Here is a 24,602-nt window from a genome sequence, read left to right on the forward strand (position 1 = left end):
TCACCATGTCCCATGTATTCCATTCACGCACTCTGCGCCGGGGGCTGGTAGCCGTCGCGGCCGCCACCGCCCTGCTCGGCAGCGGCCTTGCCAGTGCCCAGACCAAGACGCTGTACATCGGCATGAACGGCGGCACCATGGAGAAGGCATACACGCAGTACGTGTTCCCGGCGTTCGAGAAGCTGCACAACGTGAAGGTGGTGGTGGTGCCGGGCACTTCGTCCGACATCCTGGCCAAGGCCCAGGCCAACAAGGACAAGCCGCAGATGCATGTGATGTTCCTCGACGACGGCATCATGGTGCGCGCCATCGGCATGGGCCTGTGCCAGAAGCAGCGGCCCAACCCCTCACTGGCCGAGATCTACCCTGCTGCCCACTTCAAGGACGACATGGCCAGCGGCGTCAGCCTGGGCATGACCGGCCTGGCCTACAACGCCAAGATGTTCAAGGAAAAAGGCTGGGCCGCGCCCACCTCATGGATGGACCTGGCCGATCCCAAGTTCAAGGGCAAGGTGGTGTTCCAGTCGGTGTCGTCCTCGTCGTTTGGCCTGCATGGCTTCTTGATGTTCAACCGCATCCAGGGCGGCAACGACAAGAACGTCGAGCCCGGTTTCAAGGCCTGGCCGACGATGATTGGCCCCAATGTGCTGGAGTACATCCCCAGCTCGGCCAAGCTGTCGGAAATGGTGCAGACCGGCGAGGCGGCGATCTTCCCGCTGACACCCACGGCCGTGGCTGCGCTGAAGGTCAAGGGCATCCCGGTCGAATACGCCCAGCCTAAGGAAGGTTCGGTGGTGTTGATGGTCGGCCAGTGCGTGATCGCCAACAACAGCGAGCCCGAGCTGTCGCAGAAGCTGGCGGAGTTCCTGCTGAGCCCTTTGGCCCAGGCCAATGTGCTGCAGTTCGGCGCGCAAATCCCCACCAACCCCAAGGCACCTGCCGTGGGCGAGGGCGCGACCCAGGTGGCCGACATCACCAAGTGGATGAAGAACGCCGTGACCCTGGACTGGGACAGCGTGAACGCCAACCGCCCGGCCTGGAACGCGCGCTGGAACAAGACCATCGAGCGCTGAAAACGTTCCTTGAACAGGTTCTTAGCGTGCGAACTGGATGCGCAGTGCCTGTGCCTTGACGAAGCGAAGGCCGGTCGGACCGCCCAACGCCAGCGGCACGCCGGCCACCAGGTACAGGGTCTGTCCAGCAAACTTTTCCAGTGCTGCCGATTCCGCGCTCACGCTGGCAGGTCCCGAGGTGTCAAACAGCGTACGGACCTCGCGCACGTAAGACTTGCCGCCCGCAGTACGGCGCTCGTGAAAATCTTCGCGGTCTGCCGGATCCAGGTTCAGGAACATGTGGCTTCCGTCGCAGCCGTCTTCAGCCTTGACGGTAGCGGGGCAGGCTTGCATCGTGAACAGATCCTGTGAATTTGGTTTGGTCGCATCGGTTTGCGCGCCGCTTGCAAAAGGCCGAAACATCGGGTTGCGCAAATCGGTCTGGCGAAACTCTTCCAGCCAGGCCGCCTGCAACGACGCGCCCAGCTGCACGCCGTCAGCGCCCTCGGGAAAGCGGAACACCATTTTGAAGGGGGCCGGCTTCAGGCGTACGTTGCCGCTGGGGTCCGCGTTGATGCGTTTGCCATTCTGTTCAAACTGCATGGTGAAGCTGTAGAGGGGGCTCTGGGCGGCGGCGCGCAACATGGTTTGCTCGGCCCATTGCATGAAGGCTGCGTCCTTGCTTTCGCGCGCCGCGCTGTACAAGGTGGCGGGCCCGAAGACATGCCGGCCGCGGTCAGGCAGGGGCAATATGGAAGCGCCGCGCGAAACCAGCCATTCGACCATCGGCTTGTTCGCCTGGCTTGCAGCATCTTCAATCGGCGTGTCCTGCCCGCCTGCCACACCATTGACCGAGGCGCCAGCCTCCACCAAGCGCTGTGCCACCTGCAGATGGCCCTTGAAGCTGGCCCCACCCAAGGCGGTTGAAAAAATGTCCGGCCCGCGCGGGTCTATTGCATCGGGCCGGGCGCCATTTTTCAACAACCAGTCCACCCAGGCCAGACTTTCCGCGGCATCGTCCATGCGTGCTCCGTAGGCAATGGGGCAGCCCCAGATGCCGCAGCGGTTGACGTCGGCCCCGCGCTGCACCAGCGCTTTGGCGGCCTCCATGTCCTTGCGGATCATCGCGCCCAGCAGCGGTGTACCGAGGTTGCCGTACTCCACGTCTGCCGGATAGGTGGTTGGGACGCCGGCGATTTGCCGTGCTGTGACTTCACGGAAGTAAGCGCTGCGCGCCATGGCCTGCAGTCCCGTCAACTGGTCCGGGCCGGGCAGATGGCCTTTGGCGACCCAAACGGCCGCGTCGCTGCGAAAGCGCGGTGTCAGCTGCAGCCGGGCGGCATTCTCGCGGCTGACCAGTTCCAGGACCGTCCACCGCTGCTGGCCATCTGGCAAGGTGTGGGCGATTGGCGCGCTGCGATCATCCGGGCGGTACAGGCGCGCCAGAGCAAAACGCAGATGCGGCTCGACGTCGATCAGGTTGGCCGCGCGCTGGGAAGCCGTCTTGCGCGGTGGCCCGAAATCGCTGGCGCGCTGAGCCGGTTCCAGTTCGTTGAAGGAAAACGCGCGATACACGTAGCTTGTGACGCCGGCACTGTGCTCAGCGGCGGCAAACACGTCGTTCCACTGGGCTGCTGTCCAACTGGGCAAGGGTGGGGAGGGAACGCCAGGCGCCGCGGCAACGCCGGCTGCGCGGGCTTTTTTCATCCCCGCCTCCAGCCGGCCCCGCACTTCCTCAAAGCGGGGCACTTGCACTTGGCGGACTTCTTCCACACGGATCACGTGCCAGCCAAAAGGAGTGCGCACCGGCTCCGGGTACAAGCCGGTCTCCATGTTGCGAAAAGCGATGGTGAACTCCGGCACCAGGTCGCCGCGCAGGACCCACCCCAGGTCACCGCCTTTCGGCGCCGAGCCAGGGTCACGCGATAGCCTCGTCGCAACGCTGGCAAAAGACGCGCCGCCGTTGATCTCGGCCAGTGCGGCAGCGGCCTCTTCGCGGGTCGGTACCAGGATGTGCCGCGTGCGATATTGGTAGCTGCCCATGCCGATCACCCAGCGCGCGTATTCGTCGCGCATCTCCTGCTCCGTAGGGTCTGCTGCGTAGCTCAGGCCCGCGCTGCAAAGTGTGGCCAGTACAAGGCAGGCGGTGGCAAGTTTTTGTGTGATCAAAGGCATTCTCGGAAGTGCTGTGCAAGGGCGGCCATTGTAGGTACCGCCCATGGCAAGCAAGACGGGCGCAGCTAGCTATCCGAGTGCCGCCGCGCGTATGCTCTGCAGCGTGCTGCTGGGCGTGATGGCCTCCGGGTCCAGCAGGCAGTGCAGTATGGCCGGCTTGCCGCTGGCGCGGGCGCGGGCCAGGGCGGGGCCGAACTCTTCGGTGGTGCTGACCTTTTCGCCATGGCCGCCGAACACCTGGGCGTAGGCGCAGAAGTCGGGGTTCTTCAGCTGGGTGGCGCTGACGCGGCCCGGGTAGTGCCGCTCCTGGTGCATGCGGATGGTCCCAAACATGGCGTTGTCCAGCAGCACAACGATGATGGGCAGGCCGTATTGCACGGCGGTGGCGAACTCCTGGCCGTGCATCATGAAGTCACCGTCGCCCGCAAACACCACCACTTCACGCTGCGGCCACAGGCGCTTGGCGCCCACGCCGGCCGGCAGGCCATAGCCCATGGAGCCGCTGGTCGGCGCCAGCTGGCTGGCATAGGTAGTGAACGGCCAGAAACGGTGCACCCAGGTGGCGAAGTTGCCTGCGCCGTTGCAGAAGATGGTGTCGGCTGACAGCACGGCGCGCAGGTGCTGCATGACCTCGCCCATTTGCAGCGGGCCGGGGATGCGGATGGGCGCGGGGTCGCTCCAGCGCAGGTAGTCCGCATGGGCGATTTCGGTTTCGGCCAGCCAGGCTGGTGGCGATGCGGGACGCAGCCCGCCGACAGCCTCGGCAAAGGCCTGCGGCGTGGCGTGGATGGATTGGGTGGCACGGTACAGCTTGCCCAGCTCATCGGCGTCGGCATGCACATGCACCAGGGCTTGCTGCGGCGTGGGAATGCCCAGCAGTTCATAGCCCTGCGACGGCACTTCGGACAAGCGGCCGCCGACCAGCAGCACCAGGTCCGACTGGCGTATGCGCTCCAGCAGGCGCGGGTTTGCGCCCAGGCCCAGGTCGCCGCCGTAGCAGCGGTGGCCGTGGTCAAACAGCATCTGGCGGCGGAACGAACAGAACACCGGCAGCGAGAACGCTTCAGCGAAGGTTTTGAACTGCTGCACCGCCGCGTCCGACCAGCGGCTGCCACCGAGGATCACTACCGGCCGCTGTGCCATCGCCAGGCGCTGCTGCAGTTCGGCCAGTTGGCTGGGACCGGGGTAGGTTTCGGTCACCGCATAGGGCAGGGCGTCGGCCACGCTGGCGGCCTCGGTCAGCATGTCTTCGGGCAGCGCAATCACCACCGGGCCGGGCCGGCCCGAGGTGGCGACGTGGAAGGCGCGCGACACCAGCTCGGGCAGGCGTGCCGGGTCGTCGATCTGCACCACCCACTTGGCCATGCTGCCGAACACCGCACCGTAATCGAGTTCTTGGAAAGCCTCGCGCCCCAACGCTTCGCGCGCCACCTGGCCGACGAACAGCAGCATCGGCGTCGAGTCCTGGTGTGCGATGTGCACGCCGGCCGCGGCATTGGTCGCGCCCGGGCCGCGCGTCACAAAGCAGATGCCGGGCTTGCCCGTGAGCTTGCCCTGGGCCTCGGCCATCATGGCCGCGCCGCCTTCCTGGCGGCACACGGACACCGCGATCGACGCGTCGTGCAACGCATCCAGCACGGCCAGAAAACTTTCGCCGGGCACGCAGAACAGCTGCTGTACACCGTGGACCAGCAGTTGGTCAACAAGGATTTGGCCGCCGGTGCGGCTGTGGGGTGTGGTCATAGCAGTAAGGGGCAAGAGGGTAGGTGGGAGGCGCAGCAGCGCTCAGATCACGTTCTTTTCCAGCAGCGGGCGCTGGTCGACGATGCGCTGGATGGAAATGGGTGACAGGTCCAGGCTCTGGTAGCTGCCAGTGAGCATCAGCTCGGCCAGGCCGCGGCCCACGGCCGGGCACTGCTGCAGGCCGTGGCCGGAAAAGCCGTTGGCAAACACGAGGTTGTCGCAGTTGGGATGCAGGCCGACGATGGCGTTGTGGTCGAAGGTGTTCATCTCGTAGTAGCCGGCCCAGGCGCTTTGCAGGCGCAGCGCTTCAAAGCCCGGTATGCGCTCGGCCAGCGTGGGCCAGACATGGTCTTCAAATGCGCGGTAGTCGGGCTCCAGCGGCGCGAAGTCGGCGTCCTGGTCGGCGGGCGGTGCAAAGCCGGCGATGAAGCCCTTGCCTTCGGGGCGCAACCAGATGCCGCTGGTGTCAATCAGCAGCGGGCAGCCCGGCAATGCGGCCGGGCTGGACAGGTTGAACACTGTGCGGCGCTTGCCCACCACGGGCAGCGCAATGCCCGCCCAGCCGGCAATGGCCGCTGCCCAGGGGCCACCCGCATTCACGGCAAAGCGGCAGGGCAGCGTACCGCCGCTTTTCAGCCGCACGGCAGACACATGCTGCACGCCGTCGCTGCGGGCCATATCCAGCCCAATGGCCTCGTCGGCCAGGTAGCGTACGCCCTGGCTTTGCGCCTTTTTGCGCAGCGCGGTGAGCAGCAGGTAGCCGTCGAACCAGCCCTCGCCCGACAGGCCCAGCGAGCCGAGTACCACGTCGTGCAGCGCCAGCCACGGAAAGCGATTTTGCAGCTGTGCGGTGCTGAGCAGCGCGATGTCGGCGCCATGCTGCTTTTGCAGCGCATGGTTTTCGCGCAGCGTGGCCTCGCCCGCGGCGGTGGCCAGGTACAGGTAGCCGCCTTCGCACAGGCCGATGTCCGGCGTGTCGCCATGGCAGGCCAGCAGCGTGCCCACGTTGCGCAAGAAGTCGATGCCGTAGGCCGAGATGCGGATGTTGATGTCGGTAGAAAACTGCTGGCGTATGGAGCTGGCCGACAGTGCCGACGACGCTTGCGCATACGTCGGGTCGCGCTCCAACACCACCACCGGACAGCCCGGTTGCTGCAGTGTGAGGAAGTACGCAATGGCGCTGCCGATCACGCCGCCGCCGATGACCACGATGGGCATGGGAGCCATGCTGGTTGAACTGCGCGCTAAATGTCGAACTTCACGCCCTGGGCCAGTGGCAGTGCCGTCGAGTAGTTGATGGTGTTGGTGGCGCGGCGCATATAGGCCTTCCAGCTGTCCGAGCCGGATTCGCGGCCACCGCCGGTTTCCTTTTCTCCGCCAAACGCGCCGCCAATTTCGGCGCCGCTCGGGCCGATGTTGACGTTGGCAATGCCGCAGTCCGAGCCATTGCTGGCCATAAAGCGCTCGGCCTCGCGCATGTTCAGCGTGAAGATGGACGAGGACAGGCCGGCGCCCACCGCGTTGTGCCAGTCAATCGCCTGGTCCAGTGACTGGTAGCGCACCACGTACAGGATGGGCGCGAAGGTTTCGCGCAGCACCGGGCCGGCGTGGGCGTTCAGCTCCACCAGCGCTGGGCGCACATAGAAGGCCGCGTCGCCGGCAATGCCGTCCACGCGCGCGCCGCCGTGCACCGTGGCGCCCAGGGCGCGGCTTTCTTCCAGGGCTTTTTGCATGCCGTCGAATGCTGCGCGGTCGATCAGCGGGCCGACCAGGGTGCCGGCCGTGCGCGGGTCGCCCACCTGCACCTTGCCGTAGACCTTGGCCAGCTGGGGCACCAGGGTGTCGTACACGCTGTCGTGCACGAACAGGCGGCGCAGCGTGGTGCAGCGCTGGCCGGCCGTGCCCATGGCGGCAAAGGCGATGCCGCGCAGCGCCAGGTCGAGGTCGGCTGACGGGGTGACGATGGCGGCGTTGTTGCCACCCAGTTCTAGGATCGCGCGCGCAAAGCGGCCTGCCAGGCGCGGCGCCACGGCCTTGCCCATGGCGGTGGAGCCGGTGGCCGACAGCACTTTGACATGCTCGTCGTCGACCAGCACTTCGCCGATGTCGCGCTGGCCGATCAGCAGCTCCAGCAGGCCAGCGGGCGCATCGCCGAAACGGTCCAGTGCGCGTTGGGCGATGGCCATGGTGGCCAGGGCGGTGAGCGGGGTTTTTTCCGACGGCTTCCACACCACGGCATTGCCGCAGACCAGGGCGAGCGCGGCGTTCCAGCACCATACGGCGACCGGGAAGTTGAAGGCCGAGATTACGCCCACCACGCCCATGGGATGCCAGGTTTCCATCATGCGGTGCTCGGCGCGCTCGGTGGCAATCGTCAGGCCATACAGCTGGCGCGACAGGCCGACGGCGAAGTCGCAGATGTCGATCATCTCCTGCACCTCGCCCGCGCCTTCGCTAGGCACCTTGCCGACTTCCAGCGTCACCAGCAAGCCCAGGTCGGCCTTGGCGGCGCGCAGCTCTTCGCCCAGCAGGCGCACCAGCTCGCCGCGGCGTGGCGCAGGCACGTTGCGCCAGGCCTGGTAGGCGGCGTGGGCGTGGGCGATGGCGGCTGTGGCGTTGGCGGCCGAGGTTTGTGGCAAGTTGGCAATCGCCTCGCCCGAGATCGGCGAGCGCACGGCCAGGGTGCCGCCGGTATAGGCGGCGCGCGGCACACCCAGGCGTTGCAGCAGTTGGTCGACTTCAGAAGGGAGGGAGGTAATGGCTTCGGACATGGTGCGATGGACGGGTATGGAAAAGTGGCCCCAATATCCTCCAATACCGTCCGCTTGCATAGCGACAAATTCGAAGGACTTGATGCGAAAATAGAATCAAGTGCTTGCAAAGATGCTAGCTGCTTGCGCAGGAGAAATCTGTGCAAGAGCCTGAAATTAATTGAAAGCAGCAACCCTGCTTCATTCCCCAGGGGCATAACCATGTTTCGTAAAACCTTTCTGCCGCCGGTGGCGGATTTGCTGGCCTTCGAAGCCGCCGCCCGCCACACCAGCATCTCGCGTGCGGCCGAAGAGCTGCACCTGACGCAGAGCGCGGTGTCGCGCCAGATCCGCCAGCTGGAGCTGCAGCTGGGCATGGCCTTGTTCCACCGGGTGCGCCAGCGCGTGGTGCTCACCGACGCGGGCCGGGTCTACGCGGCCGACGTGCGCGCCGTGCTGCAGCAGTTGGCTGGCGCCACGCAGAAGGCCATGGCCTATTCCGACGGCGGTGGCCTGCTGAACCTGGCTGTGCTGCCCACCTTCGGCACCCGCTGGTTGATCCCCCGGCTGGGCGACTTTGCGGCGCACCACCCGGATGTCACCGTCAACATCGCCGCCCGCAGCGAGCCCTTCGACTTTGCCCAGGAGCCGCTGGACGCCGCCATCCACTTCGGGGCGCCGCTGTGGGCCGGCGCGGTGTGTGAATACCTGATGCACGAGCAGGTCGTGCCCGTCTGCAGCCCCGCCTACCAGCGCCAGCACGGCGTGAACCAGGTGCAGGATTTGTCGAAGGTGGTGCTGCTGCAGCAAACCACCCGCCCCACCCAGTGGGCCGACTGGTTCGAGCAGGTCGGCGCCGACGGCGTGCACGCCCTGCGCGGCCCGCGCTACGAGCAGTTCGCCATGATTGCCCAGGCTGCAGTGTCGGGCCTGGGGGCTGCGCTGCTGCCGCGTTTTCTGGTCGAGGCCGAAATCACATCGGGCGCGCTGGTACAGCTGTTTGCGCAGGCGCTGGACAGCAGCGATGCCTACTACCTCGTGTACCCGGAGTCGAGGGCTGAGGCGCCGCTGGTCAGGGCGTTTCGGGACTGGATACGGGACGCGGCCAAGGCCACGCCGGTCCTGACTTGAGCGGCTCGTCCATGCCATGTTTGCTATCCATCGCTGATCGTGGCTTGAATGGGGCCTATCGTGGCAAATCACTCCGCGCGCCTTGACCACCGCGTTGGCCGATCCCGACCCTGCGGTGGCCAAGCGCGTGTTTGAAGCGATGATGACGATGCGGAAGATTGATATCGCGGCGATAGAGGCAGCGCGGCGGGGGGATGCTCATGCTTGAGCCCATCGTTTCTCGCGTGATTTGAAACCCTGGATGGCGTAGACATCTGCGGGTGGCCGACCTGCGCGTTGTGGATGCCAGTGTGACTCCACGCATCATCAGCGGCAACATCTACAGCCCCACACTGATGATTGCTGAGAAGGTGGCGCGTTTGATTGCGGCGGGACTGTAGACTGATCAGCCTTTCGGTTGTGCCTGCTTGAGCAATCCCACAAACACCCCCAGCAGTTCCCGCGCGCTCTGCCAGCCGGTCGCCGGGTCCAAGCCCCATTGCGCGAAATGGCCGTCGGTCTGCATGCGCGCCAGGCCGTAGACGGTGGCGCGGGCCAGCACGGCCAGGGTTTGCGGGTCGCAGCGCTGGGCGTCGCCTTGCTGCTGGGCCAGCTCCAGGGCCTGCAGTGTCAGGTCGCGCAGTTCCTGGTTGCGCTGCGCCATGCCGCTGGCTGCGGCGTAGTCTATCTGGTCGCGCGCCGACACCACGCGGAAGTGCATGGGGTGCTGCTCAGCCCAGTCCAGATAGGCTTCGCCCAGCGCCTGCAGCTGCTCCAGGCCCTGCTGCCGGTGGGCGGCCACGCCGGTGACCATACCGATGCGCAAGCGCTCGGTGGCTTCTTCGGCCACCGCGGTCAACAAGGCCTTGCGCGAGGCGAAATGCCGGTACGGCGCGCTGGGCGCCACGCCGACACGGCGGGCCAGTTCGCGCAGGCTGAGGTGCTCGGCCCCCACCTCTTCGGCCAGCTGCACGGCCGCGTTCAGCAGGGTCTGTCGCAGGTTGCCGTGGTGGTAGGCGCGGGGCATGGGCATGGTGGCTTCCAATGTGTGAGCGTTTTTCATCATATGGCCAGAAGCCAATATTCACTATCGCTGCAATGTGAGCGCCTTGTAACGCGGTTCGACTGCGCGCGGCAAAGCCCTTAGTCTGCGGCCCAGCGCTGCACCGTGCAGGGCACAAAGGACTGTGATGACAAAACCTCTCCCCCCAATGGTGGGACTCTCTTCCACCGCACATCGAACCAATGGGGCGCGCTGGGCCCTGCTGGCCGGCCTGTCGTTGGCGCTGCTGGCCATGGCGGCGCTGATTCTGGTTTTGATGCCCGATGCGTCCGGCATGCGCCAGCTGATCCGCGCCACGGCGCGCAGCTCGCTGCTGTTGTTCGTCTTGGCGTTTACCGCGTCGGCCCAGGCGTGGCTGTGGCCGGGCGCCTGGTCGCAGTGGCTGTGCAGCCAGCGCCGGCAGCTGGGACTGGCGATGGCGGTGTCGCATGCCATCCATGCGTGCGCGATTGCGGGTTTTGCGCTGCTCGACCCGCTGGCTTTCCAGATCCATCTGGTGCAGAGCAACCCGGTGCCGGGGACTATCGGCTACGCCTTCATCGTGGCGATGGCCGCCACCTCGTTCGACCGCAGCGCCGCCTGGCTGGGGCCGCGTGCCTGGCGCTGGCTGCATCTGGGCGGCATGTATTTTTTATGGGTCAGCTTCATGGTGACTTTCGGCAAGCGGCTACCGCAGTCGGGGGCTTATGTAGTGCCTGTGCTGATTCTGCTGGCGGCGCTGGGCTTGCGCCTGTGGCCGTGGCTGCTGCGCCGGCGTGCGGTGTGAACGCGGGCAGTGCGTGGCTCCATCTTTCGGGTCAACTCTGGATCTACCCATGGTGCCAGCTTGGGCGTAGGCTTGGCCTATCTAATCTGGAGTACCCGCATGAACATCCGAATGGCCGAGCCGGCCGATTACGCGCAATGGCTGCCCCTGTGGAAGGGCTACCAGGTCTTCTACAAGGCGGAGATTGCCGATGCAGTGACCGAACTGACCTGGGCGCGCTTTCTGGACGCCAGCCAGCCCATGCACTGCGCCGTGGCCGAGATCGACGGCGTGCTGGTCGGCATGGTGCACTACATCTTCCACCGCAGCTGCTGGACAGCGGGCGACTACGTGTATTTGCAAGACCTGTTTACCCAGCCCGGCCTGCGTGGCAAGGGCGTGGGGCGTGCGCTGATCGAACATGTGTATGCGAGCGCCGAGCATGACCATGCATCCCGTGTCTGGTGGCTGACCCATGAGAGTAATCAGCAGGCCATGCAGCTGTACGACCGGATCGCCGACAAGAGCGGCTTTGTGCAGTACCGCAAGCTGCTGGCTTGAGCCGTAGTCTTAACAGTGGCGCGCCAGGAAGTCGGTCACAGTCTTCATGCATGCCGTTCGTTCCTCTACATGCGGCATATGGCTGGAGGATTCGAATATGACCCATTCGTTCGCCGGAATATGGTCGGCGAAGGGTTGCACGACTTCGGGGGCCGCCTCGTCGTAGCGGCCAGAAATGAGCAGCGTAGGCACGGCAATCGCGTGTAGCCGGTCAATGATGCTCCAGTCCTTCATGGAGCCGATGACATAGAACTCCGTGGGGCCGTTCATGGCGTGGTAGACCGTGGGGTCTGCATCCATGGCGTCAAATGTGCGTTGTACTTCTGCGGGCCAGGGAACCAGGCGGCACACGTGGCGCTGGTAAAACACCTGGCTGGCCGCGCGGTACGCGTCACTGCTCAAAGTGCCTGCGGCTTCGTGTTCCAGCAAACTATTCTGTACGTCGGGTGGCAATGCTGCGCGCAGGCGGGCCGCAGCCTGCAGCCACAGGGCCATGGACGCAGGAGAGTTGGCAATCACGGCGGCCTTCAGGCCGGTGGGGCGCAGCACCGCATGCTCTGCGGTCAGCATGCCGCCCCAGGACTGGCCGAGGAGTGCGTAGTTGTCGGCAATGCCCAGGTGTTGCAGCAGGTTGTTGAGCTCGTCCAGAAACAAGGACACTTGCCAGAAATCGGCCGGCTTGTGCGGCAGGTGGGTGGAGCGCCCGTTGCCCAGTTGGTCGTAGTGGATGACTGCGCGGCCGGTCTTGGCGATATCCCGAAATGCGTCCACATAGTCATGGGTGCAACCCGGGCCGCCGTGGGCTACAACCAAAGGCGTCAGGCCACTGCGCAGATTGCCGCAGATGCGGTACCAGGTCTGGTAGTTTTGAAACGCGGCATAGCCTTCACTGATGGAGTACATGTTTTTTCCTGTGCGTATGGATAGCAGCAAGATAAAACAGCACAGACCATGGGGCTAGCTAGCAAATTTGATAGATTTTCAGTGTTCGAGCAGGCGGTAGTGCATGGCACGCACCACAGCCTGTACCCGGTTGCTGGCGCCCAGCTTGCGGGTGGCGGTATTCAGGTGCAGGCTCACGGTCGCCACGGAGCGGCACAGCTTGCGGGCGATTTCCTTGGCGGTTAAGCCTTCTGCCGACCAGGCAAGGCATTCACGCTCCCGCTTGCTCAGGCGCACATGCTGGCAGGTCAGCATCTCACTGTCGAACAAGGGGAAGACCGACTCCTGGAAGGAGTGCGCAATAAAGCTCAGCTCGGCCAGAGTCTCGGCCAAGGCACTTTCCTGTTGCGTGCCAATGGTGATGCCGGTGATGGTGCCAAAGCTTCCACCGGGCAAATGCAGGGGCACCGTGGCTCCGCAGGGCATCTGGTTGTCGCGCATGTAGTCGAGCACGGGCTGGTGCCGCTCGGTGAGCACCACGCGCAACGCGGATTCCTCCGGTCGCTGGTACGACCAGACGAAGGGGGCGCAGGTTTTGAGTGCGTAGGTCTGCACCGGGTCGGCCTGGTAATACCCGTGTTCGCTCCACAGAGACAGCATGTCGGTAGGCACATTGTTCATGTGCAGCAAGGAGGGAGTGATCAAGTCGCCCTCCATCGAGAACGGCACAGGAGTGAAGTCGTAAATCATCGCGTCGTACCCCAGCCGGGACGTCTGCTGGTACAGCTCGGCGAAAGACTGGCGCAGCGTATGGGCCTGCGTGGCGGGGCTATGGGTGATTCTGATACTCATGGCGATTTTCCAAAATACATCATGGACAACAGTTCTTAAATGGGCGGAGCAAGAGTACTGCTGCCCATGCAATTCAGGTGCCAATCCACGGTGACCGCCCGCTTCGTCCAAGCGGAAAACTAGCATTTTTGCTATCTACCCCACGGCACAGGCCGCCATTACATTGGCTGTAAGTCTGAGGCCGCTGGTGGCCTCTGCGAGCCGGGAGGTGTATGCGTGTGCAGCTAGTCAGGATTCATTTGTGTGATCGCTCTTGGTGCGTTCAGCCTGCGGCAGCAGCGGCCTTGCACCAACAGCATGCATAGCATGCTGGCACGGAACATGACTTCGATAGCGCACCGAGGCTTGGGCTATCTGCCTGCCGCGAAAGAATAAATATGCACCGATATCGTTTTCTATTGTTTCGACCACTGCAGCTATTGCCCGTGCTGTTGGGTATCAGCTTGCTGACTTTTGTGATGGTGCGCAGCATTCCCGGCGACCCCGCCCGCATACTGCTGGGCGTGCGCAGCACACCCGCCGCGCTGGCCCGGGTGAGGGCACAGTTCGGCCTGGATGAGCCCTTGTGGCTGCAATACTTTTACTTCTTGCGCAACCTGCTCAACGGTGAATTGGGCAAATCGATCATTTACCGGGTCGATACCCTGAAGCTGATTTTTTCGCGCATGGAGCCGACCCTGTGGCTCATTGGCGGCAGCGTACTGCTGGCGGTGCTGCTGGCCATACCGCTGGCTGCGATCGCCGCGCGCCAACAAGGCAAGCTGGCGGACCACCTGATACGGCTGCTCTCCACGGGCGGGCTGGGATTCCCTGCCTTCTGGCTGGGCATCATGATGATTTTGCTGTTCAGCATCACGCTGGGGTGGTTTCCTGTATCCGGCTATGGCGATACCTGGCTGGAGCAACTGCACCACATGGTGCTGCCGTGCCTGACGGTGGCGCTGGCTTTGGCTGCGGTGCTGATCCGCAACCTGCGGGCCAGCCTGATCGCGGAAATGGGCAGCGACTACGCCACGGCGGCGCGGGCCCGAGGGCAGCCTGTGTCGCGCATTTTCTGGCGCCACGCCATGCCCAATTCTTTGGTGCCCACCATCAACCTGCTGGCAGTCAATGTCGGATGGTTGATCGGCAGCACCGTGGTGATCGAGAGCGTGTTTGCCATTCCCGGCATGGGGCAGTTGCTGGTCAAGGCCATCTTCAGCCGCGACTACATGGTGGTGCAGGGTGTCGTATTGGTGTTCGCGCTGGCCACCGTGCTGGTGAATTTGCTGGCCGACCTGGCCACTGTTTCGCTCGATCCACGGGTCAAGCTATGAGTACGAAAAATGCACTGCAGGGTGTTGGCCGGCGCTGGCTGCCGCGCCAGAATACCTTGGTTTTTGGGGCTGCCATCATCGTGTTGTGGCTGTTGTTGGCCGTTTTTGCGCCATGGATTGCCCCCTTTGACCCCGTCGCGCTGGACCCCGCCGCCAGCCTGCTGGCGCCAGGGGGCAACTATCTCTTCGGTACCGACAACTTTGGCCGCGACATCTTTTCCCGGGTGGTCTGGGGTGCGCGGGTCGACCTGCAGATGTGCGTGGTCGGTGTCATCTTTCCCTTCATGCTGGGAACCACATTCGGCGCGTTTTCGGGATATGTGGGCGGCGCCGTGGATGCCTTGGTGATGCGCTGTATCGACATCGTTCTGGCATTCCCTTTTTTGGTGCTGATGCTTGCCATCATCGCCATTCTGGGCCCGGGACTCATCAGTTTCTATATTGCGATGGCATTGGTGGGCTGGGTGTCTTATGCGCGCCTGGTGCGCTCCCAGGTGTTGACGCTGAAGCACCAGGACTTCATTCTAGCCGCGCGCAGCCTGGGCTACGGCCATCTGCGGATTCTGTTTGTCCATCTGTTGCCCAATGCGTTGGCCAGTGCACTGGTTTTCTCCATGTCCGACTGTGTGCTGGTGCTGTTGAGCGGTGCCGCCGTCAGCTATCTCGGCCTGGGCGTGCAGCCGCCCACGGCCGAGTGGGGCGTGATGGTGGCCGAGGGGCAAAGTTTCATTACCACGGCCTGGTGGATCACGGCTTTTCCTGGACTGGCGATTGTGGTGCTGGCCTTGGGCTTCAGCCTGCTGGCCGATGGCATTGGCGAAAAACTGGGAGAGCGCGCATGACGCTCCTGCAGGTTTCCCATCTCAGTGTCGCCAATCGGCAAGGCATTGCTCTGGTTGACGACGTTTCTTTCAGCCTGAACGCAGGCGAGATGCTCGGATTGGTGGGCGAAAGTGGCTCCGGGAAGACTGTGAGTTGCCGCGCCTTGATGCGCCTGCTCCCACCGGATGCAATGCGGATTGCGGGTGGGGAAGTTCTGCTGCAGGGGCAGAATATTCTGGCCATGTCCGAGCGACAGATGGCGAAGATACGCGGGCGCGAGATCGGGATGATTTTTCAAAATCCTTCCAGCCACCTGAACCCGATCATGAGCATAGGTGCGCAGATCGCCGAAAGCCGGCGCCTGCATTTTGGAGCGAGTGCACGCGAGGCGATGGCCGACGCCGTAGACCTGTTGCGCAAGGTGGGCATCCCCGATCCCGCGCAGCGGGTGAAGAGCTATCCGCACGAGTTTTCGGGCGGTATGCGCCAGCGCGCAATGATTGCGGTAGCACTCGCACCAGAGCCCAAGCTGCTGATTGCAGATGAGCCCACCACCGCGCTGGACGTCACGGTGCAGCTGCAAATTTTGCGTTTGCTGATGGAGTTGCGCGACACACTGGGTGTTGCCATCGTGATGATCACCCACGACCTGGGCGTGGTGGCGCAAACCTGTGACCGCATTGCCGTGATGTACGGCGGGCGTCTGTGCGAGACCGGCGGCAAACACCAGGTCCTCGCAGGCGCGATTCACCCCTACACGCAAGGACTGATTGACTGCCAGCCCGCCAGCGAAGGAGGGCGCGGCAGGCTCGTCACCATCGATGGCCAACCACCCGTGGCAGAACACTTTCCGGCAGGTTGTCGTTTTCATCCACGCTGCCAGCGCGCCACGCAAGTTTGCCAGGCACAACAGCCCACCACACCCACGGACGCCACGCACCTCGCCGCCTGCCACCATCCGCTAGCCCATCTGCACACACCGGAGTTGCCATGCTGACCGCCCATTGGCCCTTGCTGGAAGTTGATGCGCTGTCGGTCAAGTTCCCGGTCGCGGGTGCGCTCTTTGGGGCGAAGCGTTGGCTGCACGCGCTCAGTGACGTGCATCTGCAACTGCGCAAGGGAGAAATTCTCGGTTTGGTGGGCGAGTCCGGCAGTGGCAAAAGCACACTGGGGCGCGCCATCATCCTGCCGCAGGAGAACATCAGCGGCGGCTGCATTCGCTTTGAAGGGCGGCCGATCACCGGCGGTTTGAAAAGCGATATGGCGCGCATGCGCCAGCAAATGGCCATGGTTTTTCAGGACCCTTTTGCCTCGCTCAATCCCAGGCAGACCATTGGCGAAAGCATTGCAGAAGTGCTGCGCGTCCACCGCAAGGTGCCCAAGGACCGCGTACCCGCGCGGGTGGACGAGCTATTGGCCGAGGTTGGCTTACGCCCCGAGCATGGCAAGCGCCGCCCGCATGCGCTCAGCGGCGGCCAGTGCCAACGTGCCGGCATTGCCAGGGCCTTGGCCATCGAACCCCAACTGATTGTTGCGGACGAATGCGTGTCGGCGCTGGACGTGTCGATCCAGGGTCAGATCATCAATTTGCTGATGAGCCTGCGTGAGAAAAAGGGGTTGACGATTCTGTTCATCGCCCATGACCTCGCGATCGTGCGCCGCCTGTGCGACCGCGTTGCGGTGATGTACCTGGGCCGCATCGTGGAAGAAGGGCCGGTAGAAGCCGTGTTCAGCCAGCCGCGCCACCCTTACACCGCCGCGTTGATGGCGGCGATCCCTGAAATTGACCCCCACAAAACCCTGGCTGGCAGTGCCTTGGTGGGCGAGCCACCGAGCCCGATTGCGCGGCCTGCGGGGTGCGCTTTTCACCCCCGCTGTCCGGTAGCCCAGGCGCAATGCCGCAGTGGGAATGCCCCCGAAACCCGGCATTTTGCCGACCATGGCTACGCCTGCGTCCTGGATCGCAGTGGTGGCGAGTTCGTTAACCAAGGAGTTGTGAAATGAAACTAAGACTGACTAAGACGGCCGCCGTGGGCCTGCTATTGCTGGCTTGCTTGGCCAACGAGGCTGCGCAGGCAGCGGGCGTGTTGAGCATTGGCCGGCGCGAAGACAGCACTACCTTCGACCCGATCAAGTCGGCCCAGAACGCCGACAACTGGGTGTTCTCCAATGTTTTCGATCCCTTGGTGCGGGTGGATAAAACCGGCACCAAGCTGGAGCCCGGTGTGGCCGAGAGCTGGACGGTCTCGCCAGACGGCAAGGTCTACACCCTCAAAATCCGCAGCGCCAAGTTCTCCGATGGCACGCCCGTGACTGCTGGCGACGCTGCCTTCAGCCTGCTGCGCATCCGTGACAATGAGGGCTCGCTCTGGCGCGACTCCTACAGCATCATCGACACCGCAAAAGCGCAAGATCCCCGCACCCTGGTCATTTCCCTGAAGTCGCCTTCCGCGCCGTTCTTGTCGCAGCTGGCCTTGCCGAATGCGTCCGTGATTTCAGAGAAAGCCATGAAGGCGGCAGGAGAAGAGAAGTTTGCGGAAAGTCCCGTCGGCTCTGGCGCCTTCAGCGTCAAGAAGTGGACCCGTGGTGAAAAAATCGCCTTGGTCAAAAACCCGTATTTCTGGCAGGCCGACAAGGTCAAACTGGACGGCGTGGATTGGCTCACCATCCCCGACGACAACACCCGCATGCTGAAGGTCCAGGCGGGCGAACTGGACGCCGCCCTGAGCGTGCCGTTTTCGCGGATTGCATCCCTCAAGAAAGATGCGAACTTGACCGTGGAGCTGGACGTATCCACCCGCGAAGACCATCTGTTGATCAACCACTCGCATGGCGCGCTGGGCAAGATTGCAGTGCGGCAAGCGTTGGACATGGCGATCGACAAAGACACCATCGTCAAGACGGTCTCGTTTGGTTATGGCCAGGTTGCCAACTCCTATATTCCCAAAGGCGCGCTCTTCCACTATGCCGACAACCTGCGCCGCCCCTACGACCCCGACAAGGCCCGAAAAATGCTGGCCGATGCGGGTGCTACCAATCTGAACCTGAAATACATCGTCAATGCAGGCGACGAGGTGGACGAGCAGATCGCCGTGCTGTTGCAGCAGCAGTTGTCCAAAGTGGGCGTGAAGATCAATCTGCAAAAGGTCGACCCCAGCCAAAGCTGGGACATGCTGGTGGCCGGTGACTACGACATCTCGGTGATGTACTGGACCAATGACATTCTGGACCCGGATCAGAAAACCACCTTCACGCTGGGCCATGATTCCAACCTGAACTACATGACGCGCTACCAGAACGACAAGGTCAAAGCCCTGGTGGCTGCCGCGCGTCTGGAAATGAACCCCAAGAAGCGAGAGCAGATGTATACCGATTTACAGAAGATGGCCAAAGCCGACGTGAACTGGGTTGACCTGTACTACAGCCCTTACCGCAACGTCAGCCGTAAAAACATCACCGGTTTTTACCAAAATCCGCTGGGCCGCTTCTTCCTGGAAGATACCGTGAAGAAGTGATTTTCAAAGACATCCGGCTGCTAGCTCACACCAGCCGGATGTCTAGCGGCTTCACGCCCGCAAACACCTGGTCCAACTGCTTGGTGTTCAAGCCAAACTGCCGTGCGAACAGGCCGGCCAGCACAGCGCGGTATTCGTTGAGCACCGGGTAGTCGCGGTTCTGGAACAGAGTGGCTTGTTCCACCTTCTGTTGTTCGCCAGCGATCTGGCCGCCCGCATTGGGGCCGCTACGCAGACCGCCGCCCAGCACCCAGTAGACCGAGCCATGGCCGTGGTCGGTGCCACGGTTGCCGTTTTGCCGAAAGGTGCGGCCGAACTCGCTGGCCACCACCACCGTGGTGTTGCGCCAGGCCGGGCCCATCTCTTGGGCAAAGGCGGCCAGGCCGCGGCCCAGTTCGTCCAGGCGCGAGGCCAGGTAGCCGGTGGCACCGCCTTGGTTCACATGGGTGTCCCAGCCGCCCACGTCCACAAAGCCGATGTTGTAGCGCTCTTTCATCAGCCGGGCGATGCGCTGGGCCTCCAGCTCGAAGCCCTTGGCACTGATGGCGCCGCGGCTGGCGGCCAGCATCTCGCCGCTGAGTTCACGCGTGACTTCGTCGCGTACTGCAAAGCCGTCGCTCACCGGGCTGGCGAGTCTGGTGCCCTGGTACATGGCGGCGATGATGGCCGTCTGGCGCGGGTCCACGGCGGGTTTGGCAACCGACTTGAGCCCCGTGTTGGGTACCTGCAGCGTGCCCTGCATGGACAGCGGCAAGCTGTCGGTAAAGGCCATGGGCGCGGCACCGTTGACCACATTCGACAGCCGGTTCAGAAAGCCGGAGCGGAAGTTCTTCGGGCCGTTCAGCGGCTGGCCGAGCTCAATGCTGTCCTGGGTCTCAAAGTGGCTGCGCGACACGTCGTCGGTGCCGGCGAACGGAATGAAGCTGACCTCGCCCTTCTGGAATAGCGGGTACACCGTGTCGCGCAGTGCAGGGTGCAAGCCCCAGTCGGCATTCAGGGCGATGGCGGTGTTCAGGTCGGTGCCGGGGCGGGGGATGGCGATCTCGGGCCGGGAGGCGTAGTAGAAGTCGCTGCTGGTGGGCACCAGCAGGTTCGCCGCGTCGTAGGCTCCGCGTAGAAAAACGAACAGCAGGCGTGGCGTGGCAGTGTTGGGAGCGGCGGGCGCGGCAAATAGCTGGCCGGCATTCAGTGCGAAGGGCAGGGCTGCGGCGGACTGGAGTAAGTGGCGGCGTTGCATTTTTCTCTCCTAACGGTGCATCAGCTCGGGCGAGGACAGCAGGAAGCTGTTCCACTCTTGCGGCGAAGTGGCTTCTGCCAATGCCTTCTGCGTGTTTGGTCCCAGGGTCTGGCCCAGCGCGCGGTAGTACAGCGCGTTGGCCATTTGTGGGAAGGCAGGTTTGTCCACCGGCTGCGGACCGTCGGTCTTGAACAGGCCGGCGTTGCCCGAGCCTATGGCCTTGGCGATTTCAAAGCGCGTGGCCATCTGGCCGGGGCTGGCCCAGGCGGCGGTGTCCAGGGCGTAACCGTCGGGCGTCTGGTGGCCGTACAGCGGCTCGCCCATGCGGTTCAGCCAGTTCAGCATGGGGCCTACGTTCAAGATGGGTTTGTTGTCATAGGCCAGGCGCACGGCAGACACCACGTAGTGCATCGGGTCCTTGAATTTCTCGCCCGCGCCCTGGGCGAATTCGGGTGAGGTCAGCAGGGTCTGCAGGGTCACGGCAATATCGCCGTCGCTGCGCAAGAAGCTTTGCGCCATGCGTTCCACCAGGGCCGGTGGCGGCTCGTCGCTCAGCCAGTACTGGGCCAGCTTGCGGCTGATGAAGTGGGCGGTGGCCGGGTGCTTGGCCAGGCGGTCCAGGGCCTCGTCCAGCTCGGCCAGGCCGCGGCTGCGGATGGGTTGGCCCAGCAGGGTTTTGGGGCCGTAGTCGTGCCGGTTGGGGTTGAATTCGAACAGGCCCTTGCGCACATAGTCGCCCTGCAGCTCCTTGCGCAGCTTGGGGGCGTCGGGGTTGAAGCTATAGCCCACGCCGGTGAGGATGCGCGCCATTTCTTGCACGTCTTGCTGGCTGTAGCCCGAGCCTACGCCCAGGGTGTGCAGCTCCATCAGCTCGCGGGCGTAGTTTTCGTTGATGCGGCCGGCGGCGTTCTGTTCGTTGTCCAGGTAGCGTAGCATGGCCGGGTGGTGGGCCACGGCGCCCAGCAGGTCGCGGAACTTGCCTAAAGCGTAAGGGCGCAGGGCGGTGTCTTCGTAGTCGCCCACCATGGCGCGCAGATTGGCCTTGTACAGGTGCACGTTGAAGTGGTTCAGCCAGAACCAGGTCATTTGTTCCTGTACCTGGTTGCTGGAGTACAGGGCGCGCAGCAGGTGCCGGGTGGCGGCCTCGCGGCCCAGGCGGTTCATCTCCTGCTGGTAGGCCTGTTGGGCGGCCTTTTTGTCGTCGTCATTGGCGAAGGTGGCGTTGACCTCCTTCTGCTGCTTTTCCATGTCGGTGGCCAGCTGTACCAGCGGCTGCTGGCTGATGGTCATGGCCGCTATTTGCTGCTGGACGACCGGGGGCAGGGTGGCGGGGCCGGGACGCAGTTGCTGGTTGATATAGGCCTGTAGTCCCTTGGATTCGGCCTGCTCCAGCGTGGCCGTCGTGGCGCCCCAGGTCAGGCGGTTGGTCAGCTTGTAGGCGTCTACCGGGGCGGGGCGAGATGTGCTGGCTGTATTGGCGGAGGGTTTGGCTGGATCATGGGTGGCGCAAGCACCCAGCAGCAGGCTGGCTAGCAGCGCGGGGGTAATACATCGGAACGGTGGGATACCCATCATGCGTCTCCTGTGTTGTGTAGCACACAGCATGTGCAACGAGCCCCGGGCAGCTGGCGATGACCGGCTTTACATTAGTTTGCCCCTGTCACCCAGTTTTAACCTTGGGCCACGGGCCGGGACGGGTCGCTGCACCAGTCGCTCCAGCTGCCGGCGTACAGGCCGGTGGTGCCCAGGCCGGCGATTTCCATGGCGATCAGATTCGGGTTGGCGCTGACGCCGCTGCCACAGTGGTGGACCACGCTGGCGGGGTCGCGGTTCCCCAGCAGGGCTTCAAATTCGGCACGCAGCTGGCTGGCGGGCTTGAACTTGCCGTCCGGCCCCAGGTTCAGGCTGAACGGGCGGTTCAGCGCGCCGGGGATGTGGCCAGCCACCGGGTCCAGTGGTTCGACCTCGCCCTTGAAGCGCGGCGTGGCGCGGGCATCGATGATGGTCTGGCCCGGGCGGCCCAGGTTGCTCACTACAGTTTCTGTAGCTACCAGCGTAGATAGACTCTGCGTTGGAGCGAAGTTTGTCGTGAATTTATGGGGCTCTTCCGCGTCGGTGACGGCGCCGCCAGCGGCCTGCCAGGCTTGCAGCCCGCCGTCCAGCACGGCCACGGCAGCGTGTCCCATCCACTTCAGCATCCACCACAGGCGGCCGCAGTAGTTCATGCCGTTGCGGTCGTACACCACAGCCTGCATGTCGTTGCTGAAACCCACGCTGGACAGCCAGGTGGCAAAGGCTTCCTGGGTGGGCAGCGGGTGCCGGCCGCCCGATTCCGCCGGGCCAGTCTTGGCGCTGAGGGCGTGGTCCAGATGCGCATACACCGCGCTGGGGATGTGGGCCGCGCGGTACTGCTGTTGGCCGGCGTCGGGCTGGGCCAGATCAAATGTGCAGTCGAACACCATATAGGGCTGGCCGCTGGCTTGCAGGGCCTGGAGCTCTGCTACGGAGATAAGGGTGCTGTACATCGGTGCTTACCTTTCAGTGTTCTTCGGCGGGGGCATTCGGCGCGGCCTGGCCACGCAGCACAGTGGCGGCGATGCCACTGGCCATGATCAGGCCCATGCCCAGCCAGCCCAGGGATGAGATTTTGTCGCCAAACAAGAGCAGGCTGTAGACCGCGCCGAACACAATGCCTGAATACTGCAGGCTGGCCACCGTCAGCATGGCGCCCTGGGTCTTGGCGGAGGCGTAGGCCCGCGTCATGAACAGCTGGCCGAGCGCGGCGAACACGCCTATGGGCAGCAGCCACAAGGCCGTAGGCCAGTGCCACGTGGATGCGCCGGTCAGCAGCATGCCCAGGCTACCTGCCACGGCCGAACCCACTGCGAAATAAAACACAGTACGCGCCTCGGGCTCGCCCATGCGCGACAGCGCCATCACCTGCATATAGGCGAATGCGGCCGCCATGCCCGACAGCAGACCAATCAGCCCGGCGAACATTTCGTTCTGGTCCAGGCTGGGGCGCAGCACCATCACCACGCCGATGAAGCCGGCCATCACGGTCAGTACCAGCGGGCCTTGCTGCAGGGCCGATTGGCTTTGGCCCGGGCGCCAGGTCAGCAGCGCGCCGCCGATCAGAAAGGCGGCGATCCAGATGCTGCTCATGTAGTTCAGCGTCATGGCCGTGGCCAGGGGCAGGTGGGCGATGGCGTAGAACCAGGCCCCCAGCGAGGCCACGCCAATCGTGCTGCGCCAGGCGTGCATGCCAGGGTAGCGGGTTTTCAGGCTGACGCCCTGGGCGCGCGCCAGGGTGGCCAGGAAGGCCATGCCGATCAGGCCACGGTAGAACACCAGTTCAGCCGGATTGAAGTGCGCCGAGGCGAACTTGACGCAAACCCCCATGCTGGCAAATACAAAAGCCGCCAGCACCATCCATAAAGCCTGCATCGCTCCGCTTTCTATATCTATGAAAAATAGGCCGCTAGCGCAAATAGATCCTGCGCTAGCAGCTACTTATTTAATAGCATTTCGGTACCACTCATGGAAGTGCTGCATGCCGTCTTCCATCGGGCTTTGGTAGGGTCCGACCTCGTTGTCACCGCGCTGCAGCAAGGCCTTGCGCCCGGCATCCATGCGCAGGGCGATTTCGTCGTCCTCCACGCAGGTTTCCATATAGGCGGCCTGCTGGGCCTCGACGAAGTCGCGCTCGAAGGCGGCGATTTCCTCGGGGTAGTAGAACTCCACCATGTTCAGCGTCTTGTTCGGGCTGATGGGGTGCAGCGTGGACACGGTGAGCACGTGCGGATACCACTCGACCATCACGTTCGGGTAGTAGGTCAGCCAGATCGCGCCGTGCTTGGGGGCTGCGCCCTGGTTGTAGGCTTTCAGGGCGTCCTGCCAGCGCTGGTAGGCAGGGCTGCCGGCGGCGCCCAGGCGTTGCGCCAGGCCCACGGTCTGCACCGAATACTGGTCCTTGAACTCCCACTGCAGGTCGTCGCAGGTGACGAAGCCGCCCAGTCCGGGGTGGAAGGGGCCGACGTGGTAGTCCTCCAGATAGACCTCGATGAAGGTCTTCCAGTTGTAGTCGCACTCATGCAGCTCTACGTGGTCGAGCACGTGGCCGGTGAAGTCCAGGTCGGCCAGCGGCCCCATGCCCGCCAGGTCGGCTTGGACATTTCTGCTGCCTTCGAACAGCAGGCCATTCCACTCCTGCAGCGGGTACTGCTTCAGGTTCAGGCAGGGGTCTTGCGCAAAATGCGGCGCGCCCAGCAGCGTGCCTGTGGGGCTGCCATGCACGCCTCCACCACCGCCGCTGTAGGTCCAGCGGTGCAACGGGCAGACGATATTGCCGCCGGCGCTGCCTTGCTGGGTGGTGTTCAGCGAACCCCGGCCCTTGAGCATCACCGCCTGGCGGTGCCGGCATACATTGGAGACCAGCTCCACGCCGTTCGGCGTGCGCACCAGCGCGCGGCCTTCGCCCTCCTGGGGCAGGGCGTAGTAGTCGCCCACCTCGGGTACGGCCAGGTTGTGGCCGACGTAGCGTGGCCCTCGCTGGAAGATGGTTTCGATCTCGCGCTGAAACAGCGCTTCGTCAAAATAGCTTGAAACTGGTAGTTGGCTTGAGGCCTGCTGCAGTTGAAGACTTAAATCAGACATGGTTGTCCTGACCTAGAGACTCCCCCTATGAAGGGGCAGGTTAGGCGCTAATCCAGGGATTTTGCGCGGGAAGAAGCTCCGGCGGTGCAGCAAAAGCACGGTCACCGGTGGCGAAAAGAGGGC

General features: G+C 63.8%; 21 protein-coding genes and 2 pseudogenes. 11 read left to right on the forward strand and 12 right to left on the reverse strand.

Annotation, left to right across the window (positions count from 1 at the left end; translation table 11 throughout):
* The first annotated feature begins 5 nt into the window (after positions 1–5).
* Positions 6–1,073, forward strand: coding sequence for an ABC transporter substrate-binding protein (locus tag AC07O2_RS18485; RefSeq protein ID WP_495077214.1), 1,068 nt, complete (start codon positions 6–8; stop codon positions 1,071–1,073).
* A gap of 21 nt (positions 1,074–1,094) precedes the next feature.
* Here AC07O2_RS18485 and AC07O2_RS18490 read toward each other — a convergent pair whose 3' ends face one another.
* The 4 genes from AC07O2_RS18490 to amaB form a co-directional block, all read right to left on the reverse strand.
* Positions 1,095–3,221, reverse strand: coding sequence for a peptidylprolyl isomerase (locus AC07O2_RS18490; RefSeq protein ID WP_495077215.1), 2,127 nt, complete (start codon positions 3,219–3,221; stop codon positions 1,095–1,097).
* Positions 3,222–3,296: 75 nt separating this feature from the next.
* Positions 3,297–4,970 carry a thiamine pyrophosphate-binding protein gene (locus AC07O2_RS18495; protein WP_495077216.1) on the reverse strand — a complete coding sequence of 558 codons (1,674 nt, stop codon included), beginning with the start codon at positions 4,968–4,970 and terminating at the stop codon, positions 3,297–3,299.
* A 42-nt stretch (positions 4,971–5,012) separates the two neighbouring features.
* Positions 5,013–6,188, reverse strand: a complete 1,176-nt coding sequence (locus AC07O2_RS18500; RefSeq protein ID WP_495077217.1) for an NAD(P)/FAD-dependent oxidoreductase — start codon at positions 6,186–6,188, stop codon at positions 5,013–5,015.
* Between the two features lie 26 nt (positions 6,189–6,214).
* Positions 6,215–7,741: an L-piperidine-6-carboxylate dehydrogenase gene (gene amaB / locus AC07O2_RS18505; protein ID WP_495077218.1), complete on the reverse strand. Its 1,527-nt coding sequence runs from the start codon at positions 7,739–7,741 to the stop codon at positions 6,215–6,217.
* 201 nt (positions 7,742–7,942) lie between these two features.
* Between amaB and AC07O2_RS18510 the strand changes: the two genes are divergently transcribed.
* From AC07O2_RS18510 to AC07O2_RS18520, 3 genes and pseudogenes are all read left to right on the forward strand, one after another.
* Entirely contained in the window at positions 7,943–8,851 is a 909-nt protein-coding gene (locus AC07O2_RS18510) for a LysR family transcriptional regulator (protein WP_495077219.1), read from the forward strand.
* Positions 8,852–8,897: 46 nt separating this feature from the next.
* A pseudogene (locus AC07O2_RS18515) lies at positions 8,898–9,059 on the forward strand (VOC family protein); the annotation flags it as partial.
* A gap of 52 nt (positions 9,060–9,111) precedes the next feature.
* Positions 9,112–9,231: pseudogene (locus AC07O2_RS18520) on the forward strand (GMC oxidoreductase); the annotation flags it as partial.
* 5 nt (positions 9,232–9,236) lie between these two features.
* Here AC07O2_RS18520 and AC07O2_RS18525 read toward each other — a convergent pair.
* Positions 9,237–9,863: a TetR/AcrR family transcriptional regulator gene (locus AC07O2_RS18525; RefSeq protein ID WP_495077220.1), complete on the reverse strand. Its 627-nt coding sequence runs from the start codon at positions 9,861–9,863 to the stop codon at positions 9,237–9,239.
* A gap of 157 nt (positions 9,864–10,020) precedes the next feature.
* On the opposite strand from AC07O2_RS18525, the gene AC07O2_RS18530 reads away from it, so the two are divergent.
* Positions 10,021–10,659 (forward strand): hypothetical protein, encoded by a 639-nt coding sequence (locus AC07O2_RS18530; protein WP_495077221.1) that lies wholly within the window; start codon positions 10,021–10,023, stop codon positions 10,657–10,659.
* Positions 10,660–10,758: 99 nt separating this feature from the next.
* Positions 10,759–11,199 carry a GNAT family N-acetyltransferase gene (locus tag AC07O2_RS18535; protein ID WP_315234418.1) on the forward strand — a complete coding sequence of 147 codons (441 nt, stop codon included), beginning with the start codon at positions 10,759–10,761 and terminating at the stop codon, positions 11,197–11,199.
* A gap of 9 nt (positions 11,200–11,208) precedes the next feature.
* On the opposite strand, the gene AC07O2_RS18540 is transcribed toward AC07O2_RS18535, so the two are convergent.
* Both AC07O2_RS18540 and AC07O2_RS18545 read right to left on the reverse strand, forming a co-directional pair.
* The gene (locus AC07O2_RS18540) at positions 11,209–12,102 is read right to left on the reverse strand and encodes a proline iminopeptidase-family hydrolase (protein ID WP_495077222.1); all 894 of its coding nucleotides are present in this window, start codon (positions 12,100–12,102) and stop codon (positions 11,209–11,211) included.
* 78 nt (positions 12,103–12,180) lie between these two features.
* Positions 12,181–12,933 (reverse strand): helix-turn-helix transcriptional regulator, encoded by a 753-nt coding sequence (locus AC07O2_RS18545; protein WP_495077223.1) that lies wholly within the window; start codon positions 12,931–12,933, stop codon positions 12,181–12,183.
* 377 nt (positions 12,934–13,310) lie between these two features.
* On the opposite strand from AC07O2_RS18545, the gene AC07O2_RS18550 reads away from it, so the two are divergent.
* Genes AC07O2_RS18550 through AC07O2_RS18570 form a run of 5 tightly spaced genes read left to right on the forward strand, consistent with a single transcriptional unit; the run spans position 13,311 to position 18,586 of the window.
* Positions 13,311–14,249, forward strand: coding sequence for an ABC transporter permease (locus AC07O2_RS18550; protein WP_495077224.1), 939 nt, complete (start codon positions 13,311–13,313; stop codon positions 14,247–14,249).
* Positions 14,246–15,091 (forward strand): ABC transporter permease, encoded by an 846-nt coding sequence (locus AC07O2_RS18555; protein WP_495077225.1) that lies wholly within the window; start codon positions 14,246–14,248, stop codon positions 15,089–15,091. Before AC07O2_RS18550 ends, AC07O2_RS18555 begins: the two co-directional genes overlap by 4 nt.
* Entirely contained in the window at positions 15,088–16,068 is a 981-nt protein-coding gene (locus AC07O2_RS18560; protein ID WP_495077226.1) for an ABC transporter ATP-binding protein, read from the forward strand. Before AC07O2_RS18555 ends, AC07O2_RS18560 begins: the two co-directional genes overlap by 4 nt.
* Positions 16,062–17,075 (forward strand): ABC transporter ATP-binding protein, encoded by a 1,014-nt coding sequence (locus AC07O2_RS18565; protein ID WP_495077227.1) that lies wholly within the window; start codon positions 16,062–16,064, stop codon positions 17,073–17,075. Before AC07O2_RS18560 ends, AC07O2_RS18565 begins: the two co-directional genes overlap by 7 nt.
* Positions 17,072–18,586: an ABC transporter substrate-binding protein gene (locus AC07O2_RS18570; RefSeq protein ID WP_495077228.1), complete on the forward strand. Its 1,515-nt coding sequence runs from the start codon at positions 17,072–17,074 to the stop codon at positions 18,584–18,586. The genes AC07O2_RS18565 and AC07O2_RS18570 overlap by 4 nt, the downstream gene beginning before the upstream one ends.
* A 25-nt stretch (positions 18,587–18,611) precedes the next feature.
* Here AC07O2_RS18570 and AC07O2_RS18575 read toward each other — a convergent pair whose 3' ends face one another.
* The 5 genes from AC07O2_RS18575 to AC07O2_RS18595 all read right to left on the reverse strand — a co-directional run bounded on the left by AC07O2_RS18575 (position 18,612) and on the right by AC07O2_RS18595 (position 24,479).
* Positions 18,612–19,823, reverse strand: coding sequence for a DUF1501 domain-containing protein (locus AC07O2_RS18575; protein ID WP_495077229.1), 1,212 nt, complete (start codon positions 19,821–19,823; stop codon positions 18,612–18,614).
* Between the two features lie 9 nt (positions 19,824–19,832).
* Positions 19,833–21,395: a DUF1800 domain-containing protein gene (locus tag AC07O2_RS18580; protein ID WP_495077230.1), complete on the reverse strand. Its 1,563-nt coding sequence runs from the start codon at positions 21,393–21,395 to the stop codon at positions 19,833–19,835.
* Positions 21,396–21,493: 98 nt separating this feature from the next.
* Entirely contained in the window at positions 21,494–22,348 is an 855-nt protein-coding gene (locus AC07O2_RS18585) for a sulfurtransferase (protein WP_495077231.1), read from the reverse strand.
* Positions 22,349–22,361: 13 nt separating this feature from the next.
* Positions 22,362–23,270 (reverse strand): DMT family transporter, encoded by a 909-nt coding sequence (locus AC07O2_RS18590; protein ID WP_495077232.1) that lies wholly within the window; start codon positions 23,268–23,270, stop codon positions 22,362–22,364.
* A gap of 66 nt (positions 23,271–23,336) precedes the next feature.
* Positions 23,337–24,479: an aromatic ring-hydroxylating oxygenase subunit alpha gene (locus AC07O2_RS18595; RefSeq protein WP_495077233.1), complete on the reverse strand. Its 1,143-nt coding sequence runs from the start codon at positions 24,477–24,479 to the stop codon at positions 23,337–23,339.
* Positions 24,480–24,602 lie beyond the last annotated feature (123 nt).

Source organism: Rhodoferax sp. GW821-FHT10B06 (assembly GCF_059415605.1).

Excerpts from the sequence above, each read along its gene's own strand:
- AC07O2_RS18485 (WP_495077214.1), top strand. The coding sequence starts at position 6 with ATGTCCCATGTATTCCATTCACGCACTCTGCGCCGGGGGCTGGTAGCC.
- AC07O2_RS18595 (WP_495077233.1), bottom strand. The coding sequence starts at position 24,479 with ATGTCTGATTTAAGTCTTCAACTGCAGCAGGCCTCAAGCCAACTACCA.
- AC07O2_RS18575 (WP_495077229.1), bottom strand. The coding sequence starts at position 19,823 with ATGCAACGCCGCCACTTACTCCAGTCCGCCGCAGCCCTGCCCTTCGCA.
- AC07O2_RS18565 (WP_495077227.1), top strand. The coding sequence starts at position 16,062 with ATGCTGACCGCCCATTGGCCCTTGCTGGAAGTTGATGCGCTGTCGGTC.
- AC07O2_RS18510 (WP_495077219.1), top strand. The coding sequence starts at position 7,943 with ATGTTTCGTAAAACCTTTCTGCCGCCGGTGGCGGATTTGCTGGCCTTC.
- AC07O2_RS18495 (WP_495077216.1), bottom strand. The coding sequence starts at position 4,970 with ATGACCACACCCCACAGCCGCACCGGCGGCCAAATCCTTGTTGACCAA.
- AC07O2_RS18560 (WP_495077226.1), top strand. The coding sequence starts at position 15,088 with ATGACGCTCCTGCAGGTTTCCCATCTCAGTGTCGCCAATCGGCAAGGC.
- AC07O2_RS18590 (WP_495077232.1), bottom strand. The coding sequence starts at position 23,270 with ATGCAGGCTTTATGGATGGTGCTGGCGGCTTTTGTATTTGCCAGCATG.
- AC07O2_RS18540 (WP_495077222.1), bottom strand. The coding sequence starts at position 12,102 with ATGTACTCCATCAGTGAAGGCTATGCCGCGTTTCAAAACTACCAGACC.
- amaB (WP_495077218.1), bottom strand. The coding sequence starts at position 7,741 with ATGTCCGAAGCCATTACCTCCCTCCCTTCTGAAGTCGACCAACTGCTG.
- AC07O2_RS18570 (WP_495077228.1), top strand. The coding sequence starts at position 17,072 with ATGAAACTAAGACTGACTAAGACGGCCGCCGTGGGCCTGCTATTGCTG.
- AC07O2_RS18545 (WP_495077223.1), bottom strand. The coding sequence starts at position 12,933 with ATGAGTATCAGAATCACCCATAGCCCCGCCACGCAGGCCCATACGCTG.
- AC07O2_RS18500 (WP_495077217.1), bottom strand. The coding sequence starts at position 6,188 with ATGCCCATCGTGGTCATCGGCGGCGGCGTGATCGGCAGCGCCATTGCG.
- AC07O2_RS18550 (WP_495077224.1), top strand. The coding sequence starts at position 13,311 with ATGCACCGATATCGTTTTCTATTGTTTCGACCACTGCAGCTATTGCCC.
- AC07O2_RS18530 (WP_495077221.1), top strand. The coding sequence starts at position 10,021 with ATGACAAAACCTCTCCCCCCAATGGTGGGACTCTCTTCCACCGCACAT.
- AC07O2_RS18580 (WP_495077230.1), bottom strand. The coding sequence starts at position 21,395 with ATGGGTATCCCACCGTTCCGATGTATTACCCCCGCGCTGCTAGCCAGC.
- AC07O2_RS18525 (WP_495077220.1), bottom strand. The coding sequence starts at position 9,863 with ATGCCCATGCCCCGCGCCTACCACCACGGCAACCTGCGACAGACCCTG.
- AC07O2_RS18535 (WP_315234418.1), top strand. The coding sequence starts at position 10,759 with ATGAACATCCGAATGGCCGAGCCGGCCGATTACGCGCAATGGCTGCCC.
- AC07O2_RS18585 (WP_495077231.1), bottom strand. The coding sequence starts at position 22,348 with ATGTACAGCACCCTTATCTCCGTAGCAGAGCTCCAGGCCCTGCAAGCC.
- AC07O2_RS18555 (WP_495077225.1), top strand. The coding sequence starts at position 14,246 with ATGAGTACGAAAAATGCACTGCAGGGTGTTGGCCGGCGCTGGCTGCCG.